The 21,146-nt window shown below is 41.8% G+C and carries 15 protein-coding genes; 7 read left to right on the forward strand and 8 right to left on the reverse strand.

Annotated elements, in window-relative coordinates; genetic code table 11:
• Positions 1-196: 196 nt before the first annotated feature.
• The 3 genes from AADY36_RS18135 to AADY36_RS18145 all read right to left on the reverse strand — a co-directional run bounded on the left by AADY36_RS18135 (position 197) and on the right by AADY36_RS18145 (position 2,075).
• Positions 197-457: a hypothetical protein gene (locus tag AADY36_RS18135; RefSeq protein ID WP_054553385.1), complete on the reverse strand. Its 261-nt coding sequence runs from the start codon at positions 455-457 to the stop codon at positions 197-199.
• Positions 458-889: 432 nt separating this feature from the next.
• The gene (locus tag AADY36_RS18140; protein WP_055021765.1) at positions 890-1,345 is read right to left on the reverse strand and encodes a hypothetical protein; all 456 of its coding nucleotides are present in this window, start codon (positions 1,343-1,345) and stop codon (positions 890-892) included.
• 352 nt (positions 1,346-1,697) lie between these two features.
• A complete protein-coding gene (locus AADY36_RS18145; protein ID WP_054563159.1) occupies positions 1,698-2,075 on the reverse strand; it encodes a VOC family protein in 378 nt (125 codons plus the stop codon).
• A gap of 162 nt (positions 2,076-2,237) precedes the next feature.
• Here AADY36_RS18145 and AADY36_RS18150 point away from each other — a divergent pair, with 162 nt between their 5' ends.
• Positions 2,238-4,259, forward strand: a complete 2,022-nt coding sequence (locus AADY36_RS18150; protein ID WP_342409420.1) for a S9 family peptidase — start codon at positions 2,238-2,240, stop codon at positions 4,257-4,259.
• A gap of 917 nt (positions 4,260-5,176) precedes the next feature.
• On the opposite strand, the gene AADY36_RS18155 is transcribed toward AADY36_RS18150, so the two are convergent.
• On the reverse strand, positions 5,177-6,778 hold the full coding sequence (locus AADY36_RS18155) for an isocitrate lyase (protein WP_054563156.1): 1,602 nt from the start codon (positions 6,776-6,778) through the stop codon (positions 5,177-5,179).
• Positions 6,779-7,008: 230 nt separating this feature from the next.
• Between AADY36_RS18155 and AADY36_RS18160 the strand changes: the two genes are divergently transcribed.
• A complete protein-coding gene (locus tag AADY36_RS18160; protein ID WP_446728745.1) occupies positions 7,009-9,183 on the forward strand; it encodes a malate synthase G in 2,175 nt (724 codons plus the stop codon).
• 175 nt (positions 9,184-9,358) lie between these two features.
• Here the strand turns inward: AADY36_RS18160 and AADY36_RS18165 are convergent, their stop codons facing one another.
• The 4 genes from AADY36_RS18165 to AADY36_RS18180 form a co-directional block, all read right to left on the reverse strand.
• Positions 9,359-10,084, reverse strand: coding sequence for a YebC/PmpR family DNA-binding transcriptional regulator (locus tag AADY36_RS18165; RefSeq protein ID WP_054563154.1), 726 nt, complete (start codon positions 10,082-10,084; stop codon positions 9,359-9,361).
• 130 nt (positions 10,085-10,214) lie between these two features.
• On the reverse strand, positions 10,215-10,832 hold the full coding sequence (locus AADY36_RS18170; RefSeq protein WP_054563153.1) for an HAD family hydrolase: 618 nt from the start codon (positions 10,830-10,832) through the stop codon (positions 10,215-10,217).
• Positions 10,833-10,956: 124 nt separating this feature from the next.
• Positions 10,957-11,460, reverse strand: coding sequence for a DUF6702 family protein (locus AADY36_RS18175; RefSeq protein ID WP_054563152.1), 504 nt, complete (start codon positions 11,458-11,460; stop codon positions 10,957-10,959).
• Positions 11,460-13,898: a M1 family metallopeptidase gene (locus tag AADY36_RS18180; RefSeq protein ID WP_055198914.1), complete on the reverse strand. Its 2,439-nt coding sequence runs from the start codon at positions 13,896-13,898 to the stop codon at positions 11,460-11,462. Before AADY36_RS18180 ends, AADY36_RS18175 begins: the two co-directional genes overlap by 1 nt.
• Positions 13,899-14,169: 271 nt before the next feature.
• Here AADY36_RS18180 and AADY36_RS18185 point away from each other — a divergent pair, with 271 nt between their 5' ends.
• From AADY36_RS18185 to AADY36_RS18205, 5 genes are all read left to right on the forward strand, one after another.
• On the forward strand, positions 14,170-14,406 hold the full coding sequence (locus AADY36_RS18185) for a hypothetical protein (RefSeq protein WP_054563150.1): 237 nt from the start codon (positions 14,170-14,172) through the stop codon (positions 14,404-14,406).
• 134 nt (positions 14,407-14,540) lie between these two features.
• Positions 14,541-14,777, forward strand: coding sequence for a hypothetical protein (locus AADY36_RS18190; protein WP_054553375.1), 237 nt, complete (start codon positions 14,541-14,543; stop codon positions 14,775-14,777).
• A 69-nt stretch (positions 14,778-14,846) separates the two neighbouring features.
• Entirely contained in the window at positions 14,847-16,079 is a 1,233-nt protein-coding gene (locus AADY36_RS18195) for an exonuclease SbcCD subunit D C-terminal domain-containing protein (RefSeq protein ID WP_054563149.1), read from the forward strand.
• Positions 16,076-19,729, forward strand: coding sequence for an SbcC/MukB-like Walker B domain-containing protein (locus AADY36_RS18200; RefSeq protein WP_342409421.1), 3,654 nt, complete (start codon positions 16,076-16,078; stop codon positions 19,727-19,729). Before AADY36_RS18195 ends, AADY36_RS18200 begins: the two co-directional genes overlap by 4 nt.
• Positions 19,730-19,738: 9 nt before the next feature.
• Positions 19,739-20,401, forward strand: a complete 663-nt coding sequence (locus AADY36_RS18205; RefSeq protein ID WP_342409422.1) for a class I SAM-dependent methyltransferase — start codon at positions 19,739-19,741, stop codon at positions 20,399-20,401.
• Positions 20,402-21,146 lie beyond the last annotated feature (745 nt).

A 21,146-nucleotide genomic window follows, 5' to 3' on the forward strand; every position in this document is an offset into this window, starting at 1 on the left:
TCATTCTCAATTTTTATAATTGTTTTTGTATTGGAGCAGTGTAATGAAAATAAGCGGAAGTTGGTAGGGGAACTAGCTGTCAGCTTTCAGCCGTCAGCCATCAGTTTTTGTAGGCGTGAAATTTATTTCGCGCGAAGCGCTGGCAGTTGTGCGATGCAGCGGCGCGCCATGCGAGCATGGCGCTTACTCAAAACGATTATTGGTCTGTTCTGCTCACGATTTCGTAGCCTTCAGCTTCATAATCATTGATGCATTTTTGAAATTTATTTTGAAGTTTTATTTCATCAAAAAAGCCTAGTGAGTATGCATCACACTTTACTTTCATATGTTCACTGTTTTCCAAAACCGCATTTAGTTTGAGCTCAGCAAAACCAAATTTATAGGCTAATTCTGTAAACTGTGAATACAGAACCAAAAGCAGTACAGCAAGAAGGGTAAGGGTTAGCGTATTTTTCATTTTTATTTCCTTTAAAAGTGTTGGTAAAAAGACTGGAGCAATTATCGAACCAACAATATAACCTCATATAAATCAATACAATAAAGTATTCACGCAAAAGCATAGTTGATATTTCCACCAATAAATAGTGAAAAAGACAACTATTTCCTAAAATAAATACAACTTTGGAGTGGTGAGTGTTTTTAAGGCGCGAGGGCCGAGATGTGAGGAAGGGGGTGCTTTAGCGCCTAACAACAGCTCCCCCATCTCTACTTACGATAACCCCACGATTTTCTTGTAGGCGTGAAATTTATTTCGCGCGACTTTTTGCGACTTGTAGGTCGTGCTTTAGCGCGTTTTCTAAAAAGTTCGCTTTGCTTACCATGAGATCTATTGTTCTAGTTAGTGCTTGAAACAGATTCACAATTAACAGTCGATTTTTTTGATGTTTCTCTATTCAGGTGAAAACTCAAAAGCAATGACTACTTCGTTATATTTTAGCTGACTTAAAGTATTAGTAAAAAGTTCTAAATCATCCTCAGTCCCTTTAATTAACGTTACATCATTTTTACTTAAAAGGATCAGTGTTTTAGAAAATAAAAATGCCATACATTCAAAACGAATAGAATTTGAACCAGCCTCCTGGAATGGGCAAAATTGATTAAATATCTTAGCCCCATAAACACCATTTTCATTTTTAGCGTTTAGCCAATCAAAATTTGCACAAATGCACCAAAACTTAGCAACTTTCTTTATTTCAACTGATTCAGCCCCTAAAATTAATGCACCCTCAGCTATATTTGCAGAAATAACTTTTGGACAAGGTCCATTAGTACCAAAATACAAATTGCTTCTCTGAATAACATGCTCTTGCCAACTTAATGATTTGATATCACTCTGCTTATACATCAACCCACCTCTTTGTTAATAAACACATGATATATATCCCAGTCCTCTGCTATTTGTTTCTAGCCCATTATATACGGCCCCAGCTCTTCAGGTATCGAGTTTAAAATATCGAATAAAGGACTTTGCTTACTGAATGTAGAATAGAAGTTGCCAGATATTACACGATGTTACTGGCACGCCATGTAAGCATAGAGCCAAAGTAAAGTTAAGAGTTACGCGGCATAAAGCTACATAAGCTAGGCCCTGTTTCCTAGAGCCTAGCGCCTATTCACTTTACTCTTTCTAACTTTACTCTTTCTAACTTTACTCTTTCTAACTTTACTCTTTCTAACTTTCCCCTTGCTAACTTTCTTTACCCATGCGTAAAACAAAACACATTAAGTTTGTTACCGTCTAGGTCTCTAAAGTATCCCGCATAAAAGCCAGGCATTTCGCGTGGGCCGGGAGCGCCTTCGTCTGTGCCACCTAGTTCTATGGCTTTTTTATAAAAGGCATCTACTTGGGCTGGGGTTTCAACAGCTAGAGCAATCATAGTGCCGTTACCTACAGTGGCTTTTTCATCGTTATAAGGTTTGGTAACCGCAAAACCGGGCTTATCTTGACCTGTGCTCCATGCGACAAAGCGGTCAGTTTCTAAAAAGCGCTCGGCGTTTAGAGTGGCGAACAATTCATCGTAATACTTTACTGCTTTAGCTAGGTTGTTAGTGCCTAACATTATGTAACCTATCATTGTGTGCTCCTTACGTTTAAAAGTGTCTGTACTCAACATAAAATGGAAATGACCATCTGTCTATTGATTTCTCCATTCATCGCAATGGACTATATTTCTGATGGTTGTTACTTTATAACAGGTTAACACGCCCTAATTTCTGCTCACTAACAAGGAAATAAAATGAAGTTTAAAACGTCTTTAGCACTGCTTGCAGCAGCCAGCTTTTACAGCCATGCAGGAGCTAGCAATACCTTTCAACTTGAAAATGTTTTTGATCTTGAATACGCCAACCAAATAGAAATGACAAAAAATGGCGATACAATTTACTTTGTGCGTAATCGCATGGATATCAAAAGCGACCGTAAAGTCAGTAATATTTGGTCAGTAAACCCAGATGGTAAAACCATGCTACCGCTAACGTCTGGCGTGCATATGGATTACTCTCCGGTATTGTCACCAGATGAAACTCGTTTAGCGTTTATTTCTACCCGAGATGGTAGCAGCCAAATCTATGTAAAATGGTTAAAAACCGGTAACGTAGCAAAAATTAGTAACCTAACGCAAAGCCCTGGCGGATTAACTTGGACGCCAGATGGTAAACAATTGGTGTTTAGCCAGTTTGTGCCAGCAAAATCAGCAAGCCCAGTATCTTTACCGGGTAAGCCTGAAGGCGCTAAGTGGGCAGAGCCAGCTAAATATATTGACGATACCTTTTACCGTGCCGATGGCGGTGGCTACTCTGAAAAAGGTTATCGTCACTTTTTTATCATCAGTGCAACGGGCGGCAATGCACGTCAATTGAGCGCTGGTGATTTTGATCATGGTGGTGCTATTAGCTTTAACGAAAAAGGCGATGCGTTTTATTTTTCGGCTAATCGTTATGAAGATAATGAATTACACCCAACTGAATCTGAAATCTATAAACTTAGCTTAGCGGATCGCTCAATTACCCAAATAACAGACCGTAAAGGCCCAGATTCACGCCCAAAAGTCTCGCCAAATGGTCGTTATCTGGCATACAAAGGCTATGACGACAAAAAGACTAACTATGAAAACAGCGACATTTATTTACTTGATTTGAAATCAGGAAAAACCTCAGTACTCACTGCTGATTTAGACCGTAGTGTCGAAGATATAAAATGGGATGATAGCGGCAGAGGTCTTTATTTTAGCTACGATAGCGAAGGCAAAACACACCTAGCTTACCAGCCGCGTAGTGGTAAACATAAGGTAATTACCTCAGAGATTGGGAGCGTCGCCTTTGGTCGCCCATATTCAGGTGGTGACTTTGATGTGAGCGAAGATGGTGAAGTTGCATTCACACTTGCAGATACCCAGCGTCCAGCTGATGTAGCATTAATTAAGCGTGGTAAAACGGCGCGTTTAACACAATTAAACGAAGATGCACTGGGCGACAAAGAGCTGGCTAAGGTTGAAGAAATTTGGGTTAAATCAAGCCACGATGGCTTGGCTATTCAAGGTTGGATTGCTTACCCACCGGGCTTTGATAAAAACAAAAAGTACCCACTTGTTTTAGAGATCCACGGCGGTCCTGTTGCAAACTACGGCCCTCACTTTAGCCCTGAAGTACAATTATACGCAGCCAAAGGTAATGTTGTGCTTTATATGAACCCGCGCGGCAGTGATTCATACGGCAAAGAATTTGCGCAAACAATTCATCATAACTACCCAAGTAATGACTTTGATGACTTAATGACAGGTGTTGATGCTGTCATCAATAAGGGCTTTATTGACGAGAGTAAGTTGTTTGTTACCGGCGGCTCAGGTGGTGGTGTTTTAACTGCATGGATTGTGGGTCATACAGACCGCTTTGCAGCAGCTGTTGTTGCTAAACCTGTTATCAATTGGATCAGCTTTGTACTAACTGCTGACTTCTACCCTTTCTTTGCTGACTATTGGTTCCCAGGTAAACCATGGGACAATATTGAACATTATATGAAGCGCTCACCTATTAGCTATGTGGGCAATGTAAAAACACCAACTATGCTGTTAACCGGTGAATCAGACTATCGTACGCCGATTTCTGAAACCGAGCAGTTTTACCAAGCGTTAAAGCTACAAGGTGTTGATACAGCGATGGTGCGTATTCCTAATGCCTCACATGGTATTACCGCGCGCCCATCAAACCTGATGACCAAAGTAGCCTATATTCAATGGTGGTTTGATAAACATAGTAAGTAGTTGCGAGTTGCGAGTTGCGAGTTGCGAGCAATAGTTTAGGTGCGGCTTTATGCCGCGCCATACACAAAACATAAAATAGTTTCACGCTTACCTGTAGCAGCGGCTTTATGCCGCGTCATTTAGTAAAACTATAACGCGGGGTAAACCCGCTGCTACTTTCTAACTTTCCCCTTTCTAACTTTAAAATTTCAATCTGATAGCTGACGGCTGAAAGCTGATAGCTCTCTTTTTCTGTAAACCCCCTTTACAGTCAAAATGTGAGTAACTCCTTACATACATTTTTCAAATATCGGACATTAATCCAAAAGCAGTTAGTAAAAAATCGGTTTATAGCCAAAATCAGTAACTTGAGTTAGTAAAAAATCGGTTTGTGCCGCTAAAAACCTAGCTTCAGTTAGTAAAATTTTGGTTTGTGAGGATGTTGAGTTGGTAAAAAATCGGTTTATAGCTTGGGTGAGTTAATAAAAAATCGGTTTGTAAATCACAATATTTTACAAAACAGCATTAAATTGCCGTTTATATGACCTAATTTTAGCCATTCTAGAGGCTGTGCTCTGCCAATAAGCCCTAAATTAAGGCTTATAACACGAAGGTAGTTAAATCCTGATCTAAAATCCTTAGGCTGGTAAATGCGTGATCTGTATTTTTATAAAGCTAGTAAATGGCTGATCCAAGACTTGGTTAAAGAGTGATCCGAGGTGCGAGATGCGAACTGCGAGATGCGAGATGCGAACTGCGAGGTGCGAGTTGCGAGTCTGACGGCTGATGGCTGATGGCTGATGGCTGATGGCTGATGGCTGATGGCTGATGGCTGATGGCTGATGGCTGATGGCTGATGGCTGATGGCTACAAATGAAAAAGGGCCCGAAGGCCCCTAACAACATTATTGAATAGCTATAAAGGAAATTACAACTTGGTTAGAACTGGTTCATGGTATTTGCTTCACCACCGGCTTTAAGCGCATTTTCACCAGAGAAGTACTCTTTATGAGTATCACCAATGTTAGAACCTGCTAGGTCTTGGTGTTTCACTGATGCTTGCTCACGGCGGATTTCTTGACGTTGTACGTCGCGAACATACGCTAGCATACCTAGGTCGCCGAAATAGCCTTCTGATAGAATATCAGTGCTTAGCGCCGCTGTATGGTAAGTTGGTAGCGTGATTAGGTGATGGAAGATACCCGCTTCACGTGCACCATCTTTTTGGAAGTTTTGTACAAGTACGTCTGCTGCCGCTGCAAGCTCTGTGTCATCCATTTCTGGCGCCATTAATGCTTTGTTGTCATCGATGCTTGGGTAAGCAGATAGGTCTTTACCTTGTTCTTGCCACTCAGCATATACTTGCTCACGGAATTTAAGTGTCCAGTTGAACGACGGTGAGTTGTTGTATACCAGCTTAGCATTGGGTACTTGCTCTTTAACGCGGTTTACAAGCTCAGCGATTTGTTTAACGTTTGGCTTTTCTGTTTCAATCCACAGTAAGTCTGCACCTGATTGTAAGCTAGTTACACAGTCTAGAACTACGCGGTCTTTCTCTGTGCCTTCACGGAACTGGTATAAACCATTATCTAAACGTGTTGGTTTGCAAAGCTGACCATTCAGCTTCATTGCTGTGTCGCCTTCATTTAAGTCATCTACACTGTTTACTGGTGTTGTTTCAAGGAACGATGTGTATTGGCTAGCAAGGTCGCCAGGTGTTTTAGATACAGGCACTTTTTGAGTAAGGCTTGCACCTAATGAATCAGTACGTGCAACGATAATACCGTTATCAATACCAAGCTCTAAGAATGCGTAACGAACTGCATTAATTTTTGCTAAGAAATCTTCATGCGGTACAGTTACTTTACCGGCTTGGTGACCACATTGTTTTGCGTCAGATACTTGGTTCTCGATTTGGATAGCACATGCACCCGCTTCAATCATCTTTTTAGCAAGTAGGTAAGTTGCTTCTTCGTTACCGAAACCCGCATCGATATCAGCAATAATTGGCACAACATGGCTTTCGAAGTTATCGATTTTATTTAGTACAGCTTGAACATCACCACCGTTTGCTTTCGCTTCGTCTAGGTCTTTGTAAAGGTGGTCAAGTTCACGTGCATCAGCTTGCTTTAAGAAAGTGTAGATTTCTTCGATTAGCGCTGGAACAGATGTTTTTTCATGCATACTTTGGTCTGGTAATGGACCAAACTCAGAGCGAAGTGCCGCAACCATCCAGCCACTTAGGTAAACATAGCTGCGTTTAGTTGTTTTGTTATGACGTTTAATTGCCATCATCATTTGCTGTGCAGTGAAACCATGCCAACAACCTAATGATTGTGTGTATTGGCTGTGGTCAGCATCATAGGCTGCCATGTCTGCACGCATAATGTCTGCAGTGTATTGAGCAATGTCTAGACCCGTACGAAAACGGTTTTGTAAGCGCATACGGCTTGCGTATTCAGGGTTGATTGACTGCCACGTTTTGCCTTGTGTTTGACATAAAGTAGCTAGGTTATCGGTTTCGCGTTGATATGTTGTCATAATAAAAATCCTTCGAACGGGTTATCTATTTTTTGTTAGTGAGAGTGGCTACTTGGCGTTTGCTTCGTAGCGCTTAATTCAACATTAGGCGGATTTTTTGGATTTAGTAAATTTATAGTTGTTATTGCCACTATATTTTTAGTGAATGGCAAATAGCCTGCTTATTAGCCTTTTTTACGATATGGTTGAATCATGAATGATCAAATTAAGCTCGTTTAAAGGACATTATTATGACCACTCTCTCACTTAACGGTTTAAGCGTTGATCAACAACTTGCACAGTTTGTTGAACAGCAACTTTTACCTGGAACAGGCATTAGCACAGACACCTTTTGGCAAGGTTTTGCTGATATCGTCAATGAACTAACGCCAATCAATCGTGCGCTTTTAGAAAAACGCGAACAACTACAAGCTAAGATTGATGACTACCATAAGCAGCAGCCGGTATGGGATGCAACTAACTATCAAGCATTCCTTGAAGACATTGGCTACCTCGTTCCTGAGCCAGCTAGCTTCAGCATAGAAACAGACCAAGTAGAGCCTGAAATCGCAAGCACTGCAGGGCCGCAGCTTGTTGTGCCAGTAAGCAATGCACGCTTTGCCTTAAATGCAGCAAATGCTCGCTGGGGCTCTTTGTATGATGCGCTATACGGCACTGATGTGTTGAGTGAAGACGACGGCGCTGAGAAAGGCTCTACATACAACCCTGTACGTGGCTTTAAAGTGATGGCTTATGCCCGCCAGTTCCTCGATAAAGCATTGCCTTTAGCAAATGGCTCACACATAGAAAGCACTAGCTATTCGGTGGTAAATAATGAGCTCTTAATCACATTACGTGACAGCAGTCAGGTTCGTTTAGCAAACCCTGAACAGCTTATTGGCTACCAAGGTGAAGCGCAAAACCCAAGCGCTATCTTATTGAAAAATAATGGCTTACATGTAGAGCTGCAAATTGACCATCATCACCCAATCGGCCAAGCAGATAAAGCAGGCCTTAAAGATGTACTACTAGAAGCAGCCCTTACAACGATTATGGACTGTGAAGATTCGGTTGCTGCCGTTGATGCCGAAGACAAAGTAAACGTTTATCAAAACTGGCTTGGTTTAATGCAAGGAAATCTTGTAGAAGCATTTAACAAAGGCGGTAAAACCATTGAGCGCCGTTTAGCACAAGACCGCCAATACCAAGCTTTAAATGGTGAAACAATCACGCTAAAAGGTCGTAGCATGATGTTTGTGCGTAATGTTGGCCACTTAATGACTAACCCAGCTATCCAAGATAGTGAAGGCAATGACGTGTTTGAGGGCATTATGGATGCCATTATCACCAGCACTGCAGCACTTCATGACTTAAAAGGTACAAGCAGCCTTAAAAATTCAACAGCTAATAGCATTAATATTGTTAAACCAAAAATGCATGGCCCAGAAGAAGTGGCATTTACAAATACTCTATTTACGCGTGTGGAGCAGTTGTTAGGCTTACCAGCAAACACCATTAAAATGGGTATTATGGATGAAGAACGCCGTACATCAGCTAACTTAAAAGCCTGTATTTTCGAAGCTAAAAAGCGTGTTGTATTCATCAATACCGGCTTCTTAGACCGCACTGGTGACGAAATTCATACTTCAATGCAAGCAGGTGTAGTACTGCCAAAAGGCGCTATTAAACTTGAGCCTTGGATCAGCGCATACGAAGACCGCAACGTAGATATTGGTCTTGCAACAGGCCTTAGTGGTAAAGCACAGATTGGTAAAGGCATGTGGCCAATGCCAGATAAAATGGCGTTAATGATGGAACAAAAAAGTGGTCACCCGAAAAGTGGTGCAAATACCGCGTGGGTGCCCTCTCCTACTGCTGCAACACTGCATGCTATGCATTATCACGATATTGATGTATTTGCTTGTCAAAAAGCGCTTATGGACCGCAAAGAAGCAAGCCTTACCAGCTTGCTCACTCCACCGCTTATGAAAGATGCCAGCAGCTTAAGCAAAGAAGATATTCAAGCCGAACTTGATAACAACGCACAGGGTATTTTAGGTTATGTTGTGCGTTGGATTGACCAAGGTATTGGTTGCTCAAAAGTACCAGACATCAACCATGTAGGCTTGATGGAAGACCGTGCCACACTGCGTATTTCAAGCCAGCACATGGCCAACTGGCTATATCATGGCGTTTGTTCTGAAGAGCAAATTAGAAAAACCATGGCACGCATGGCGAAAGTTGTTGATGGTCAAAATGAAGGTGATCCGGCCTACAATAATATGGCTGATTCAGCCGAAACTTTAGCACAAAGCGTTGCTTATCAAGCAGCTTTAGCCCTTGTATTAGAGGGAGTTAAACAACCTAGTGGCTATACTGAACCATTATTGCATGCGTTCCGTATAAAGTATAAGTCGTTAAATTAGCCACTACACAACTCCCCTTCGAGTTTCATGTGTCGTTCATAGCAGCCCTAGGGCTGCTTTTTTTATTAAACTCATAACGACAGTGAATAGCCACCATTCATGGCATAATAAAAATCTATTAAAAAAGGGGCATTTGTTACCAAATGCCCCTTTTTACGTACTAATTCTTTAAAAATTAGTTTTTTACAACCGCATTGTGATAAACGTTTTGCACGTCATCACAGTCATCAAGCATCGAAATAAACTTTTCAAAGTTTGCGATATCATCTGGATCAGTGATGTCAGTATGAACTTGTGGAACAAACGTGATTTCGTCTACTTCAAAGTTAATACCTTCAAATGCTTCTTCAAGAGCAGTTTTTGCTTTGTAGTACTCTGTATGTGGAGCGAAAACTGACACTTTGCCATCTTCTACTTCTACATCCGTTACGTCTACATCAGCCATCATTAGCGCTTCAAGTACAACTTCGTCGTCATCACCTTCAAAGCCTAAAACAGCTAAGTGATCGAACATATGCGCAACGCAACCCGGTGTGCCAATTTTTGAATCTGTTTTAGTGAACGGTAAACGTACATCTTTGATAGTACGGTTAGGGTTATCAGTTAAACAGTCTACAATTACCATACAGTTACCAGGGCCATAGCCTTCGTAACGTGCTGGAGAATAGTCTTCCCCTGCTCCACCGGCTGCTTTTTTGATTGCATTATCGATTACGTGTGCTGGAACTTGGTCTTTTTTTGCACGCTCAATAATACGTTTTAGCGCTTGGTTAACTTCTGGATCTGGTTCGCCATTTTTAGCAACAACGTAGATTTCTTTACCGTACTTAGAATTTACTTTAGTTTTTGCATTGGCTGTTTTAGCCATGGCGTTTTTGCGGACTTCAAATGCTCTGCCCATCTTATGCCTCTATGAATACATTTGATAATTGCCGATATTTTAGCAACTCATGACGGCTTGGGCTAGTACTAGGACATTTTGAAAAATAAAAAACTAACAATTACTCAGGAAAAATTAAAAACAAGGCTATTTAACATAACACCTTATTTTCTTGGAATGAGTCAACCAAAGTAGGTAGTTCTGAAAAATGATGCATTACATAATCGGCCTGATTCGCATACTCAGGAATTTCATCTGGCGCGTACAAGCAAGCACGCATATTGGCATTATGTGCAGCCTGAATATCAAATAAGTAATCGCCAACATAAAGTAACTCTGATTGATCAAGTTCCCATAATGTCGCAATAGCATTTAAAGCACTTGGATCAGGCTTAGCTGGCGCATCAGAGCGAGTCAGCACAGTTTCTATTGGTAAAGGGTTATTCTTTAATTTAATAGCAGCTGCACGGTCGTAGTTACGAGTTACAATCGCCATCGGGATGTTATTTTCTTTAAGCCTAGTAATTGCATCAGCAACACCTGGCAATAAATGAGCGTGTTGTGCATCTATGAGTTCATGCTGATGAACTATGTTCATCGCCTCTTCACGCATGTAAGGCGAAGGTAATGATGCAATATAAGCAAGTAAGTCATTCTCAACAGGACAGCCTACCTGCGCTTTGATAAGCGAAAAATCCAACTCTGATGAAACCAAAGTACCATCTAAGTCAAAGATTACACCACGGATATTGTTGTCATGGATAGTCATATAAATCCCTGTATATGAGAATTGGGAAAATTTTGAAGCCCATTAATAAGATAGTTTACGAAATGGGTTAATTAAAGGATCAAAGGATTAAAAAAGGAACTTTTTTAATCCTTTAGGATTGGAATTACTCTGGATTGATCGACTCAAACCTTGCCTCAAGCCAGGTATCATCTTGACTAAAGGTCAGTGTTTTTACCTTTCCTTTGCCTTCAATATTTACCATATTCACTTGTGCTGGCCATAGATCACGAAGTGCTCCGTTGCTCATACGAATGCCATGAATTCCCTCAGGTATCGTGACTTCTTGATAAACCCAAAAGAATTTACCATCAACTTGCGCACCCACATCTTTAAGTTCAAGTGGTTTGCCACCTAAAGTTTGTAGAGCAATATGTGACTCAACATAATCAGCAAAACGCTTTTGATCTTCTTTATTACTTAAGATATCAGCATTGCCGTCAAACAAATGTTCAACGGCGTGTTCTGTATCATGTAAATAAAAACGATGCATCAGCTCTATGTTGTTAGTGCGTTTGTTAAATAACACGGTAGTCACAGACGCTTTTAACTGGTGCGCCATGCTTGGCGCACTCAGTAATAAAGCAAAAATAATGGCTGCAAAGCGCATTATTGTTGCTCCTGGGCATCTTTATCGTCGTCTTTTTTCAGCTCAGTTTTAATATCTTGCATGATATCGCGGCTAACTTTCGCTTTACTCTTCTCACGTTTGTACACTTCAATGCGTGATGGAATAATGCGACGCGGGTAGTTGTTGTTTTCTACATCAACATCCGCTGTTTCCCAGCGTGGATCGACTGTAACAGACACTAGGTTTTTACCTTTTTCTGTAACAATTAGCTTTTGTACATGCTTGTGGTTACGACGCCAGATTTCAGCCGGAATGTACTGCTCTTCTTTCGTACCATCTTCATAAGTAAGCTCAAGTAAGATAGGCATGACTAAGCCACCTAAGTTTGAGAACTCAAGTACGTAGTAGTTTTTATCTTCTTTGATTGCACGCTCAAACGTTTTACGTTCCCAAGGCTCTAAACCCTTAAGGAATTTGTTATACGCGTTGCGCTCTTTGTTAGTTACTGTGAAACGGTCGTTTTCGTCGTAGAAGTCAGTTACGTCGGGGTTTTCTTCAACCCACAATTTTTTGCCTTCTTCTTTATTCCGTTTTACGAATAACGGCATTGGCTTGTCAGCTTCGATATCACGTAAACGATTAAAGTCGATATCAGGGTTTTTGGTATCTAAACGAAGTTGGTAAACCTTGTCTAGAGAGATATCAACGTGATCTGTAGTGTAGAACCAACCACGCCAGAACCAATCAAGGTCAACACCTGATGCTTCTTCCATAGTGCGAAAGAAATCAGCAGGAGTAGGGCGCTTGTACTTCCAACGCTGTGCATATTCTTTAAATGCAAAGTCGAATAACTCACGGCCAAGGATCACTTCACGTAAAATGTTAAGTGCAGCAGCAGGCTTAGTATAAGCATTAGGGCCTAAACGTAATACGCTGTCTGACTGTGTCATAACCGGCACTTGGTTTTCAGACTTCATGTATGCAACAACATCGCGAGGCTCAACACCCCAAGGAATTGTGTGGTCCCATTCACGACCAGCAACACCATCTAAGAAGCTGTTAAGACCTTCATCCATCCACGTCCATTGACGTTCATCAGAGTTAACCACCATAGGGAAGTAAATGTGACCTACTTCGTGGATAACAACGCCGATTAAGAAACGCTTTTCTGCTTGTGAGTAAGTACGTGTACCGTCGTCTTGTAAATCAGTACGCGGGCCATTGAAGGTGATCATTGGATATTCCATACCACCTACAGGACCATTTACAGACTGAGCCACAGGGTAAGGGTAGTCAAACGAGAAGCGAGAATACACTTCCATTGTATGAACAACAGCTTCAGTAGAGTACTTTTTCCACAGGTCGCCACCTTCTTTCGGGTAGAAAGACATCGCCATTACTAACGGCTGATCTTTACCACCTTGATGATAGCCTTTTGCATCCCACATAAATTTACGTGAAGAAGCCCATGCAAAGTCACGTACATTTTCAGCTTTAAAGTGCCATGTTTTTGTTTTGTCTGTGCCTTCTTTCTCGTTTTCTAACGCTTCTTCTTCAGTCACGATGAAAACAGGGCGCTTAGCATCTTCAGCTTGCTCAAGACGCTTACGCTGTGTGCTGGTTAAAACACTGCGAGCGTTATCAAGTTGACCCGTTGCCGATACGATGTGATCAGCAGGTACTGTAATTTCTACATCATAATCACCAAACTCAAGCGTAAACTCACCGCTGCCTAAGAAAGCTTTGTTAGTCCAGGCTTCATAGTCAGTGTATGCAGCAAGACGAGGGAACCACTGCGCTAATAAGAAGATATCGTTACCATCTTCTTCAAAGTGCTCATAACCTGAACGTGCACCAACGGCGTCTTCTTCAACAATGTTAAAGGCGAAGTCCATGCTGAACTCAACGTCTTTACCCGGTTTAAGCGGCTCGTTTAAGTCGATACGCATTAAGGTATCTACTACAGTAACTTTAAGCTCTTTTCCGTCTTCGTCTTTAACATTGGCGATTTGATAACCCAGCTCGTTGTCGGCCATGAATTGCTGACGACGTAACTGACCTAGACTCAATTTAGTTGATTTTGGCTGAGGGTCACCTTGCAATGTTTTACCATTGAAAGTAGATGTCATTTCAGCAATTGAGTCAGATTTAAAGATATTTTGGTCTAGTTGTAACCAAAGATATTTTAAGGTGTGCGGCGAGTTATTTTTGTATTCGATAGTTTGGCTTGCTGTTAAGCGGCGTTTCTTTTCATCAAGCTTTACATCGATGTCGTAGTTTACTTGCTGTTGCCAATAATTTTCAGCGGGTGCCCCTGCGGCACTGCGGTAAACATTTGGGGTTGGGAGTGCTTCATCTAGCTGACGGAACTTGTCAACGAATGAGCCTTTAGTTTGCTCAACAGATGACGCCATCACAGCTGAAGATACTGCTAAAGGCAATACCAAAGCACTCAATTTGAGAACTGCTTTTTTCATTGTTAATCCTGTAATTAATTTGCCAGCGTACCATCGCAAACTGCTAACAAAGTTGCAATAAAATAACGATAAAGTGCGGGATTTTTCGGGTAGTATTCGATGTTTTAATGAAGACCTATTTTTCACAAAAAAATTGCCTTGATTAACACCATGTAAACCCCCTTTACAAAACACTGGTTAATTTTAGTTCAGCACTAATTCATCCCAAAGTATTACAGTTGATAAGTAGATACTCTGCTTAAATTCTAGTTAATGATGAAAGGGTGATTAGATGAAGTTTTATATTGTAAAAAAAGACTCTCGTTTAGCAGCCATTCCTGCTCAAGAATCAATTCTAAACGAGTACAAAGAACGTGGATTTGAATTTGTCGAAGTGATTGCAGCTTGTGATGAGTCAGATGCATTATCTCGCACGAACCCTAGTGTAAATGGGTCTAAAAAGTGGCTAATTTACCCAACTGCACTGGTAATTTTATCCTTAATTGCCATTATTTTTGCAATAAATTAAATTTTGCGACATTTGCTATTGAAATTTACTGCCATTTGTATTTAAAATCGCCCACTTTTTTGATTTTGGGGTCTGCGAAGCATGCATTTTAAACCCCAAAATGTTTGGTAATCAGCATAGAATTCGGTGAGCGTATGGATTTCTATATCCTAAAAAAACAACAAGAACTAATTGCAATTCCAGCGGACGAACAAAATTGTAAACAGTACCTAGATTCAGGGTATTTTTATATAGACAAAGTAGCGGCATGTAATGAAACAAATGCCCTTAAGATTTTACAAGCTAAGCAAACCAAAGCGCTTAAAGTACCTATGATAATGGCATTGTTAGCATTGCCTATGGTGGTTTTTGCTTGGTATAGCTTAAGTTAACAAAGCAGGCTGGGCATCTTGGCTCAGCTTAGGTATATTGACGCTCTTAATAAATAATAAGAGCGTTTAATGAAAGTCCTTCATACATCTGATTGGCATTTAGGCCAACAATTCTACGAGCATTCCCGATTCGATGAGCATCAAGCATTTCTAGCTTGGTTAACCGATACGCTTGTGTCAGAACAGATCGACTTACTACTGGTTGCGGGTGACATTTATCATACGGCAACGCCACCTGCCAGCGCAGAAAACCAACTCTACCGATTTATTAAAACCACTAAGCAACATTGCCCCGACTTACACATAGTGATTATTGCTGGCAACCACGATTCAGCAAATCGTATTATGGCAGCAAAACCTTTATTGGCTCAGTTTGATACCCATGTTGTTGGCCGCTTTGATAGCAACGCTCCTCATGAAGTGGTCCTGCCAATCAGCACAAAAAATGGCGATGCGAATGTTGTTGCTATGCCATTTTTACGTAGCAGTGATTTAAGCAGTTATAACCGCCAACAAGAGCAACCGTTAAGTTACAACCAAGCAGTTGCCCTTGCCTACAAAGATGCATTGCAAGCAGCAAGCGAATTACCAAGCGCGCCATTAATTGCCATGGGCCACCTGCATGCAAAAGGTGGAGACATCTCATCTGATTCTGAACGCAATTTAGTCATTGGCGGTGAAGATGCGATATCGGCAAGCATATTTACTGATCAGCCTGATTATGTCGCGCTAGGGCATCTTCATAAAGCTCAGACTGTCGCGAAGAAAGAGACCATTCGCTACAGTGGCACGCCAATGCCGATGTCATTTTCTGAAAGACGCTATCAGCATCAAGTTGTGATAGTAGAGATTAGTGACTCAGGTACATCTGTAAACCCCCTTTACATTCCTAGCTTTTGTAAAGTCATGTTGCTACCAGAAAAAGACTGCGTACCACTGAACGAACTATGTGAGCTTATAAAACAACTCGATTTAACAGATGAAGATTTAGCGCCCTATCTGCGGGTTAAATTGAGCGCCCACGACACTGACACCACTTTCAGAGAACAAATAGAACAAGCCCTTGAAGGTAAGCAGGTTAAGTTTTGTGGCATTGAAAGAGTACGTCAGCAAAGCAACCAGCAAGACGATGAACAAACCCTATTTGAAGATGTATCGCAGATTGAAGCGCTAAACCCACATTCACTTTTAGAGCAAGCATTTGCAAACAATAAAGATATGGCAGGGCAGGCGGTGCCAAAAGAATTAGAAAGCTTACTAAGCCAAGTCATCGACGAGTTGAATGCAGAGGACCTACTATGAAAATTTTAGCGATTCGTGTTCATCAACTAGCCTCTATCTTAGACGCCGAAGTCGACTTTAGCGCTTCACCGTTAAAAGAAGCAGGGTTGTTTGCCATCACCGGTGATACTGGCGCCGGTAAAAGTACATTACTCGATGCCATTTGCTTAGCGCTTTATAATAAAACCGCAAGGTTACGCGGCGATACAGGCAATAAAATTGACTTTAACGGCGACAATATAAAACTCAATGATTCGCGTAATTTATTACGCCGCGGGGCAGGGCAGGGCTATGCCGAAGTCGACTTTATTGGCCAAGATAAACAACAGTACCGAGCAAGGTTAAGCTTTAGCCGAGCGCGTAATAAAGCCGATGGCAAGTTACAACCTGCACAACATAGCCTGCACTCTTTACCTGATGAAACCCTAATCGCTGATAGGAGTGCTGCAGGTAAAGAAATCGAGCGTATTATTGGTTTGAGCTTTGAGCAATTCTCAAGAGCAGTACTTCTTGCGCAACATGAATTCGCGGCATTTTTAAAAGCAACAGGGGATGAGCGTGCGCAACTACTTGAATGCTTAACAGGCACCAATAAATTCAGCCGTATTGGTCAGCGAATTTTTGAACGCCATCGTGATCAGCTGCAAGCATTAGAGCAGTTAAAGTTAAGTTTAAGTAATTATCAGGTTTTAAGCCCTGAACAGGTCGAAACGAAACAAGCAGAACAGAAAGCGCTTGAGGCAAAGCTTGCTGAGTTGCAAAAGCAAATAAAACAATTTGAACAGTACCAAGGGTGGTACAAGCAAGCATCTCAGCAGCAACAACAGCTAAACCAGGCAGAGCAAGCAAAGCAAGAGTTACAGCAACAAATGCACGCGCTTGCTGAAAAAGCCACCGAAGCGAAACAAGCCCAGCAATGCCTAGAAATAAAAGATAACCGCGAACGCGTCACTTCGATTGCTGCTCAACATGGGCAACTTATTAAAAACCGTGAGCAGCTTTTAAATGTTGACCATGAAACACTGATCAAAGACGCTGAGCAAACACTTGAGAAGCAAACCGCGCAACTAAATCAAGCAAAGCAAGCACAAAAAGCCGCGCAGCCTATTATTAGCCAGGCCCGTGAGTTAGATAAGCAACTTGCCGTATTAAACCAGCAAGCAGCAGCGCAAAAATTACAAGCAGAGAAAGCAAAGCACCATCATCAAGAGCTGACTAATACACTAAATAGCCATAAAGCAGAGCAGCAAAAACAGCTCGATCAACAAGCGCAAATAAATAGCTATTTAGAAACGCATGCACAATGGCAACCATTAGCGAAAGACTGGTCATTCTATAAAAGTGAGTTAAGCCGCTTTAGTCAGCAACAGCACACAATTAGCCAATCACAGCAAAACATAAAAGCTCTTCAACCTAAGATTGATGAGCAGCAAACAGCCGCGCAGCAGTGTAAAACTCAATACCAAGCCCTTGAGCAAGAAATTAAGCGCCTAAATGAGCAAGATACCGCCTTTAAATCGAGTTTAAATACTCAATCAATGGCGGATATTGATGCGGGGCTTGAGGCGATTAAACACCTGATTGAAAAGCGCCAAGTATGGCAAACTAATCATCAGCAGTTAAAAAATTGGCAAACCCAGCTAAACACATTAAGCCAAACTGAGCAGCAACTACAAACAGGATTAAAAGATGCTCAGCAAGGGGCAGAGCAAGCGCAGCAGCAGGTTTCGCTTTGTGAGCAAAGCTTACAACAAGTGCAAATAAGAGCTAGTGAAGGGGTCAGCCAGTTACGTGCCACCTTAAAAGCAGGAGAGCCTTGTGCTGTATGTGGCTCAAAAGAGCACCCCTTTATGCATGAAGAAATGGTTAACGAGCAATTTAGTCAACTTATTAACGACTTTACCAACCAGTTAACTAACGCCAAACAGCACTTAAAAGCTCAGCAAGCATTACAGCAAGCTAAAAGTAATGAGCTGGCGGCATGCTGCCAACAGATAAGCTCGTTAACTGGGCAAATCTCAGAACTGAGCGCTCAACAACAGAGCCTCAAAGAAACCATGGCAGCTAATCGTACGGAGCTAAATGATTTAACCGAAGATCAGTTAAACGAGCGTCAACAACAGCTCAGCTTGCAAAAACAGCAATACTACAAAACCCTCGAGCAGCAACAGCAGCTGCAAAACACGCTTGCGGCTAAGCAAGCTGAGTATAATCAGCAAGGGCAAACGCTACATAGCAAAGAGCAGCAGTTAAACGAATTACAGCAACAGCTGAATAATCAGCAAACACGTTTAAACGAGCTCAATGATGAGCATCAGCAGCTTTATACGACACTGAATCAACAGTTCACTAGTGCACCTTGGTGGCAGGCACTCAATACACAAAGCATTTCTTTAGAGAACATTGCAGAACACGTTGAAGCTTATCAAGCTTCGCTGCAAACGGCAGATGAGCTTAAAACTAGCTTAAAAGCCATTGAGCAGCACCTTGCACATGTAACGCCGCAGCTTAACGAAGCACATACCTCTTTAACTCAGTGCAACGAGCAACTAAGCCAAACTCAAAACGAACTCACGCAGATAAAATCAAAGCGCGAGGGCTTATTTAGTGACGCAGCAATATCGGTAGATGAGTTTATTGCAGAGCTTGAAAAGGCGATAGATTCAGCGCAGCAGGCACTGCAATTTGCCCAGACAAACCATAGTAATGCGGTGAAGGCGCGTGACGAACAAGCCATTCAAATCGCCAATATTGACGAGCGTGAAAAAGAGCTCACCGCTGAGCAAGCAGTGCTTAATGATCGTTTTAGCCTGTGGTTTAACGATTTTAAAGCGCAGCACCCAAGCTTGGATGAGCAAGCCGTTAGTCAGCTATTAACGATAAACCCCGCTGAAATAAAACAAACTCTGGCAGATTACCACACCGCAGAGAATAGCTTAAAAGACGCAGAGGCTCTTTTAAAACAACGACAGCAGGCGCTGGCTCAGCACCAAAAAGACAAGCCAGCTTTCGGTGAAGATGAGCTGCAATTACAGCTTAATCAAGCCACAGAACAACAAGTACAAGCGAATAATGCACTATTGCAAGTTGCAACTGAGCTTAAAACCCATCAACAAAATAGCGAAGCGCTGGCTGATAAGCAAAAGCAATTGGTTGAACAGCAAAAAAGCTATGAGCACTGGCATTTACTCAATAAGGTGCTCGGGGATGCCAGCGGTAAAACCATGCGTAATTTAGCGCAAACGCAAACCTTAAAAATACTGCTGCACTACGCGAATAGTCACTTACAGACGCTAAATAAACGCTACAAATTAACAGCCATAGGGCAAACGCTCGATATCGCTATTATCGATAAAGACATGGCCGATGAGCAGCGCTCTGTTAATACATTATCGGGCGGTGAGTCATTTTTAGTGTCGTTAGCACTGGCATTAGGGCTTGCTTCGTTGTCGTCGAATAAAGTGCAAATAAACTCTTTGTTTATCGACGAAGGGTTTGGTACGTTGGACAGTGAAACGTTAAGCATCGCGATGGATGCTCTTGATTCACTACAAGCACAAGGCCGCAAAGTAGGGGTTATTTCTCACGTATCAGAAATGACCGAACGCGTTGCCACGCAAGTGCATGTAGCGAAAAAACCAGGTGGTTATTCGACCATCTCAGTTATTTAAAGGATTAGCATGCCAACTTTTAATCACGAAGAAGCAAATCACTACGACGAACGCATTTTGCGCCTAGTTCCAGGTTATGAGCTATTACATCAAGCAACCGCAGCCCAATTAGCAACCACGCTGAGCGATGATGCGTGCATTTTAGTGGTTGGTGCCGGAACTGGTAAAGAAATCATCGAATTAGCGGCGCTAAAACCAGACTGGCAATTTATTGCTCAAGATATTTCACAAGACATGCTCGATATTGCCGAGCAACAGTTTGGCCAGCATAACATCAGCGATCGCGTAACAGTACACTGCGGCGATATCAACGACATCGACACTCAATGTGACGCCGCACTGTGTTTACTGGTAATGCACTTTGTTGAAGATAACGGCGATAAAAAAGCGCTGTTAAAAGCGATCCACAGCAAACTTAAAAAATCGAGCGACTTATACATTGCCGATTTAATGCGCCCAGAAACCACTTTTGAGCGCGAATCTCAACTACAGCTGTGTACACAGTTAGGTTTAACCGAAGTCGGCGTAGAACGCATGCGCCACAACCTAGAGCACGAGTTTTACCCATTAGACCGAATTCGTTTTGCAGAGTTAATGAATGAAACCCGCTTCAGCACTCCAAAACAGTATTTTAAAGTACTTGGTTTTGCAGGGTATGTGGTTGGGAGTTAGGAGTAACTAGAGCTGTGAGCTTTCAGCCGTCAGCTCTCAGGTTGAAACCAACAAGTTAGCGAGTTTCAAGGGGAAAGGGGAAAGTTAGCGAGCTACAAGTGGAAAAAGTAAAGTCACATCGCGTAGGCGCGAAATTTATTTCGCACGATGTTTTGTAAGTTAGCTAGAGCAGAGCGAAACCCAACAAGTTAGCGAGCTAAGAGGGCTGTCAGCTTTCAGCCGTCAGCTCTCAGATTGAAACCAACAAGTTAGCGAGCTACGAGGGGAAAGAGTAAAGCTACAACACGTAGGAGTGAAATTTATTTCGCGCGATGGCTTGTAGGTTGGGTAGAGCTCAGCGAAACCCAACAAGTTAGCGAGTTTCAAAGGGAAAGAGTAAAGTTACATCGCGTAGGCGTGAAATTTATTTCGCGCGATTTATGTTATTTAACTCTTTTAACTTGCTGATTTTACAGCTTAATAGTTTAGCAACTAATACCGCTATAATTTGAAATGGAATGAGAAAAAAGCCACCTACGAAGTAGGCTTGGATAAAGTGCTCACTGAATAGTCCTGGCACGATAAAATAGCCCATGAAAACAACATTTAGAAGCAATAGCACTAGAGCTTTTGAATTGGGGAATTTGCCTTTAAACAACAAGGCTATATTGATCACAAATATCAATGGAGTCGTTAAGTAAGTCAATACAAGTATTTCAGTTCCCATTTCCTGTTACCTAACGCTCAACTAAGAAGCAAAAAATAG

It is taken from the genome of Pseudoalteromonas sp. D15MCD-2, assembly GCF_038562745.1.
In the GTDB taxonomy this organism is placed as follows: domain Bacteria; phylum Pseudomonadota; class Gammaproteobacteria; order Enterobacterales; family Alteromonadaceae; genus Pseudoalteromonas.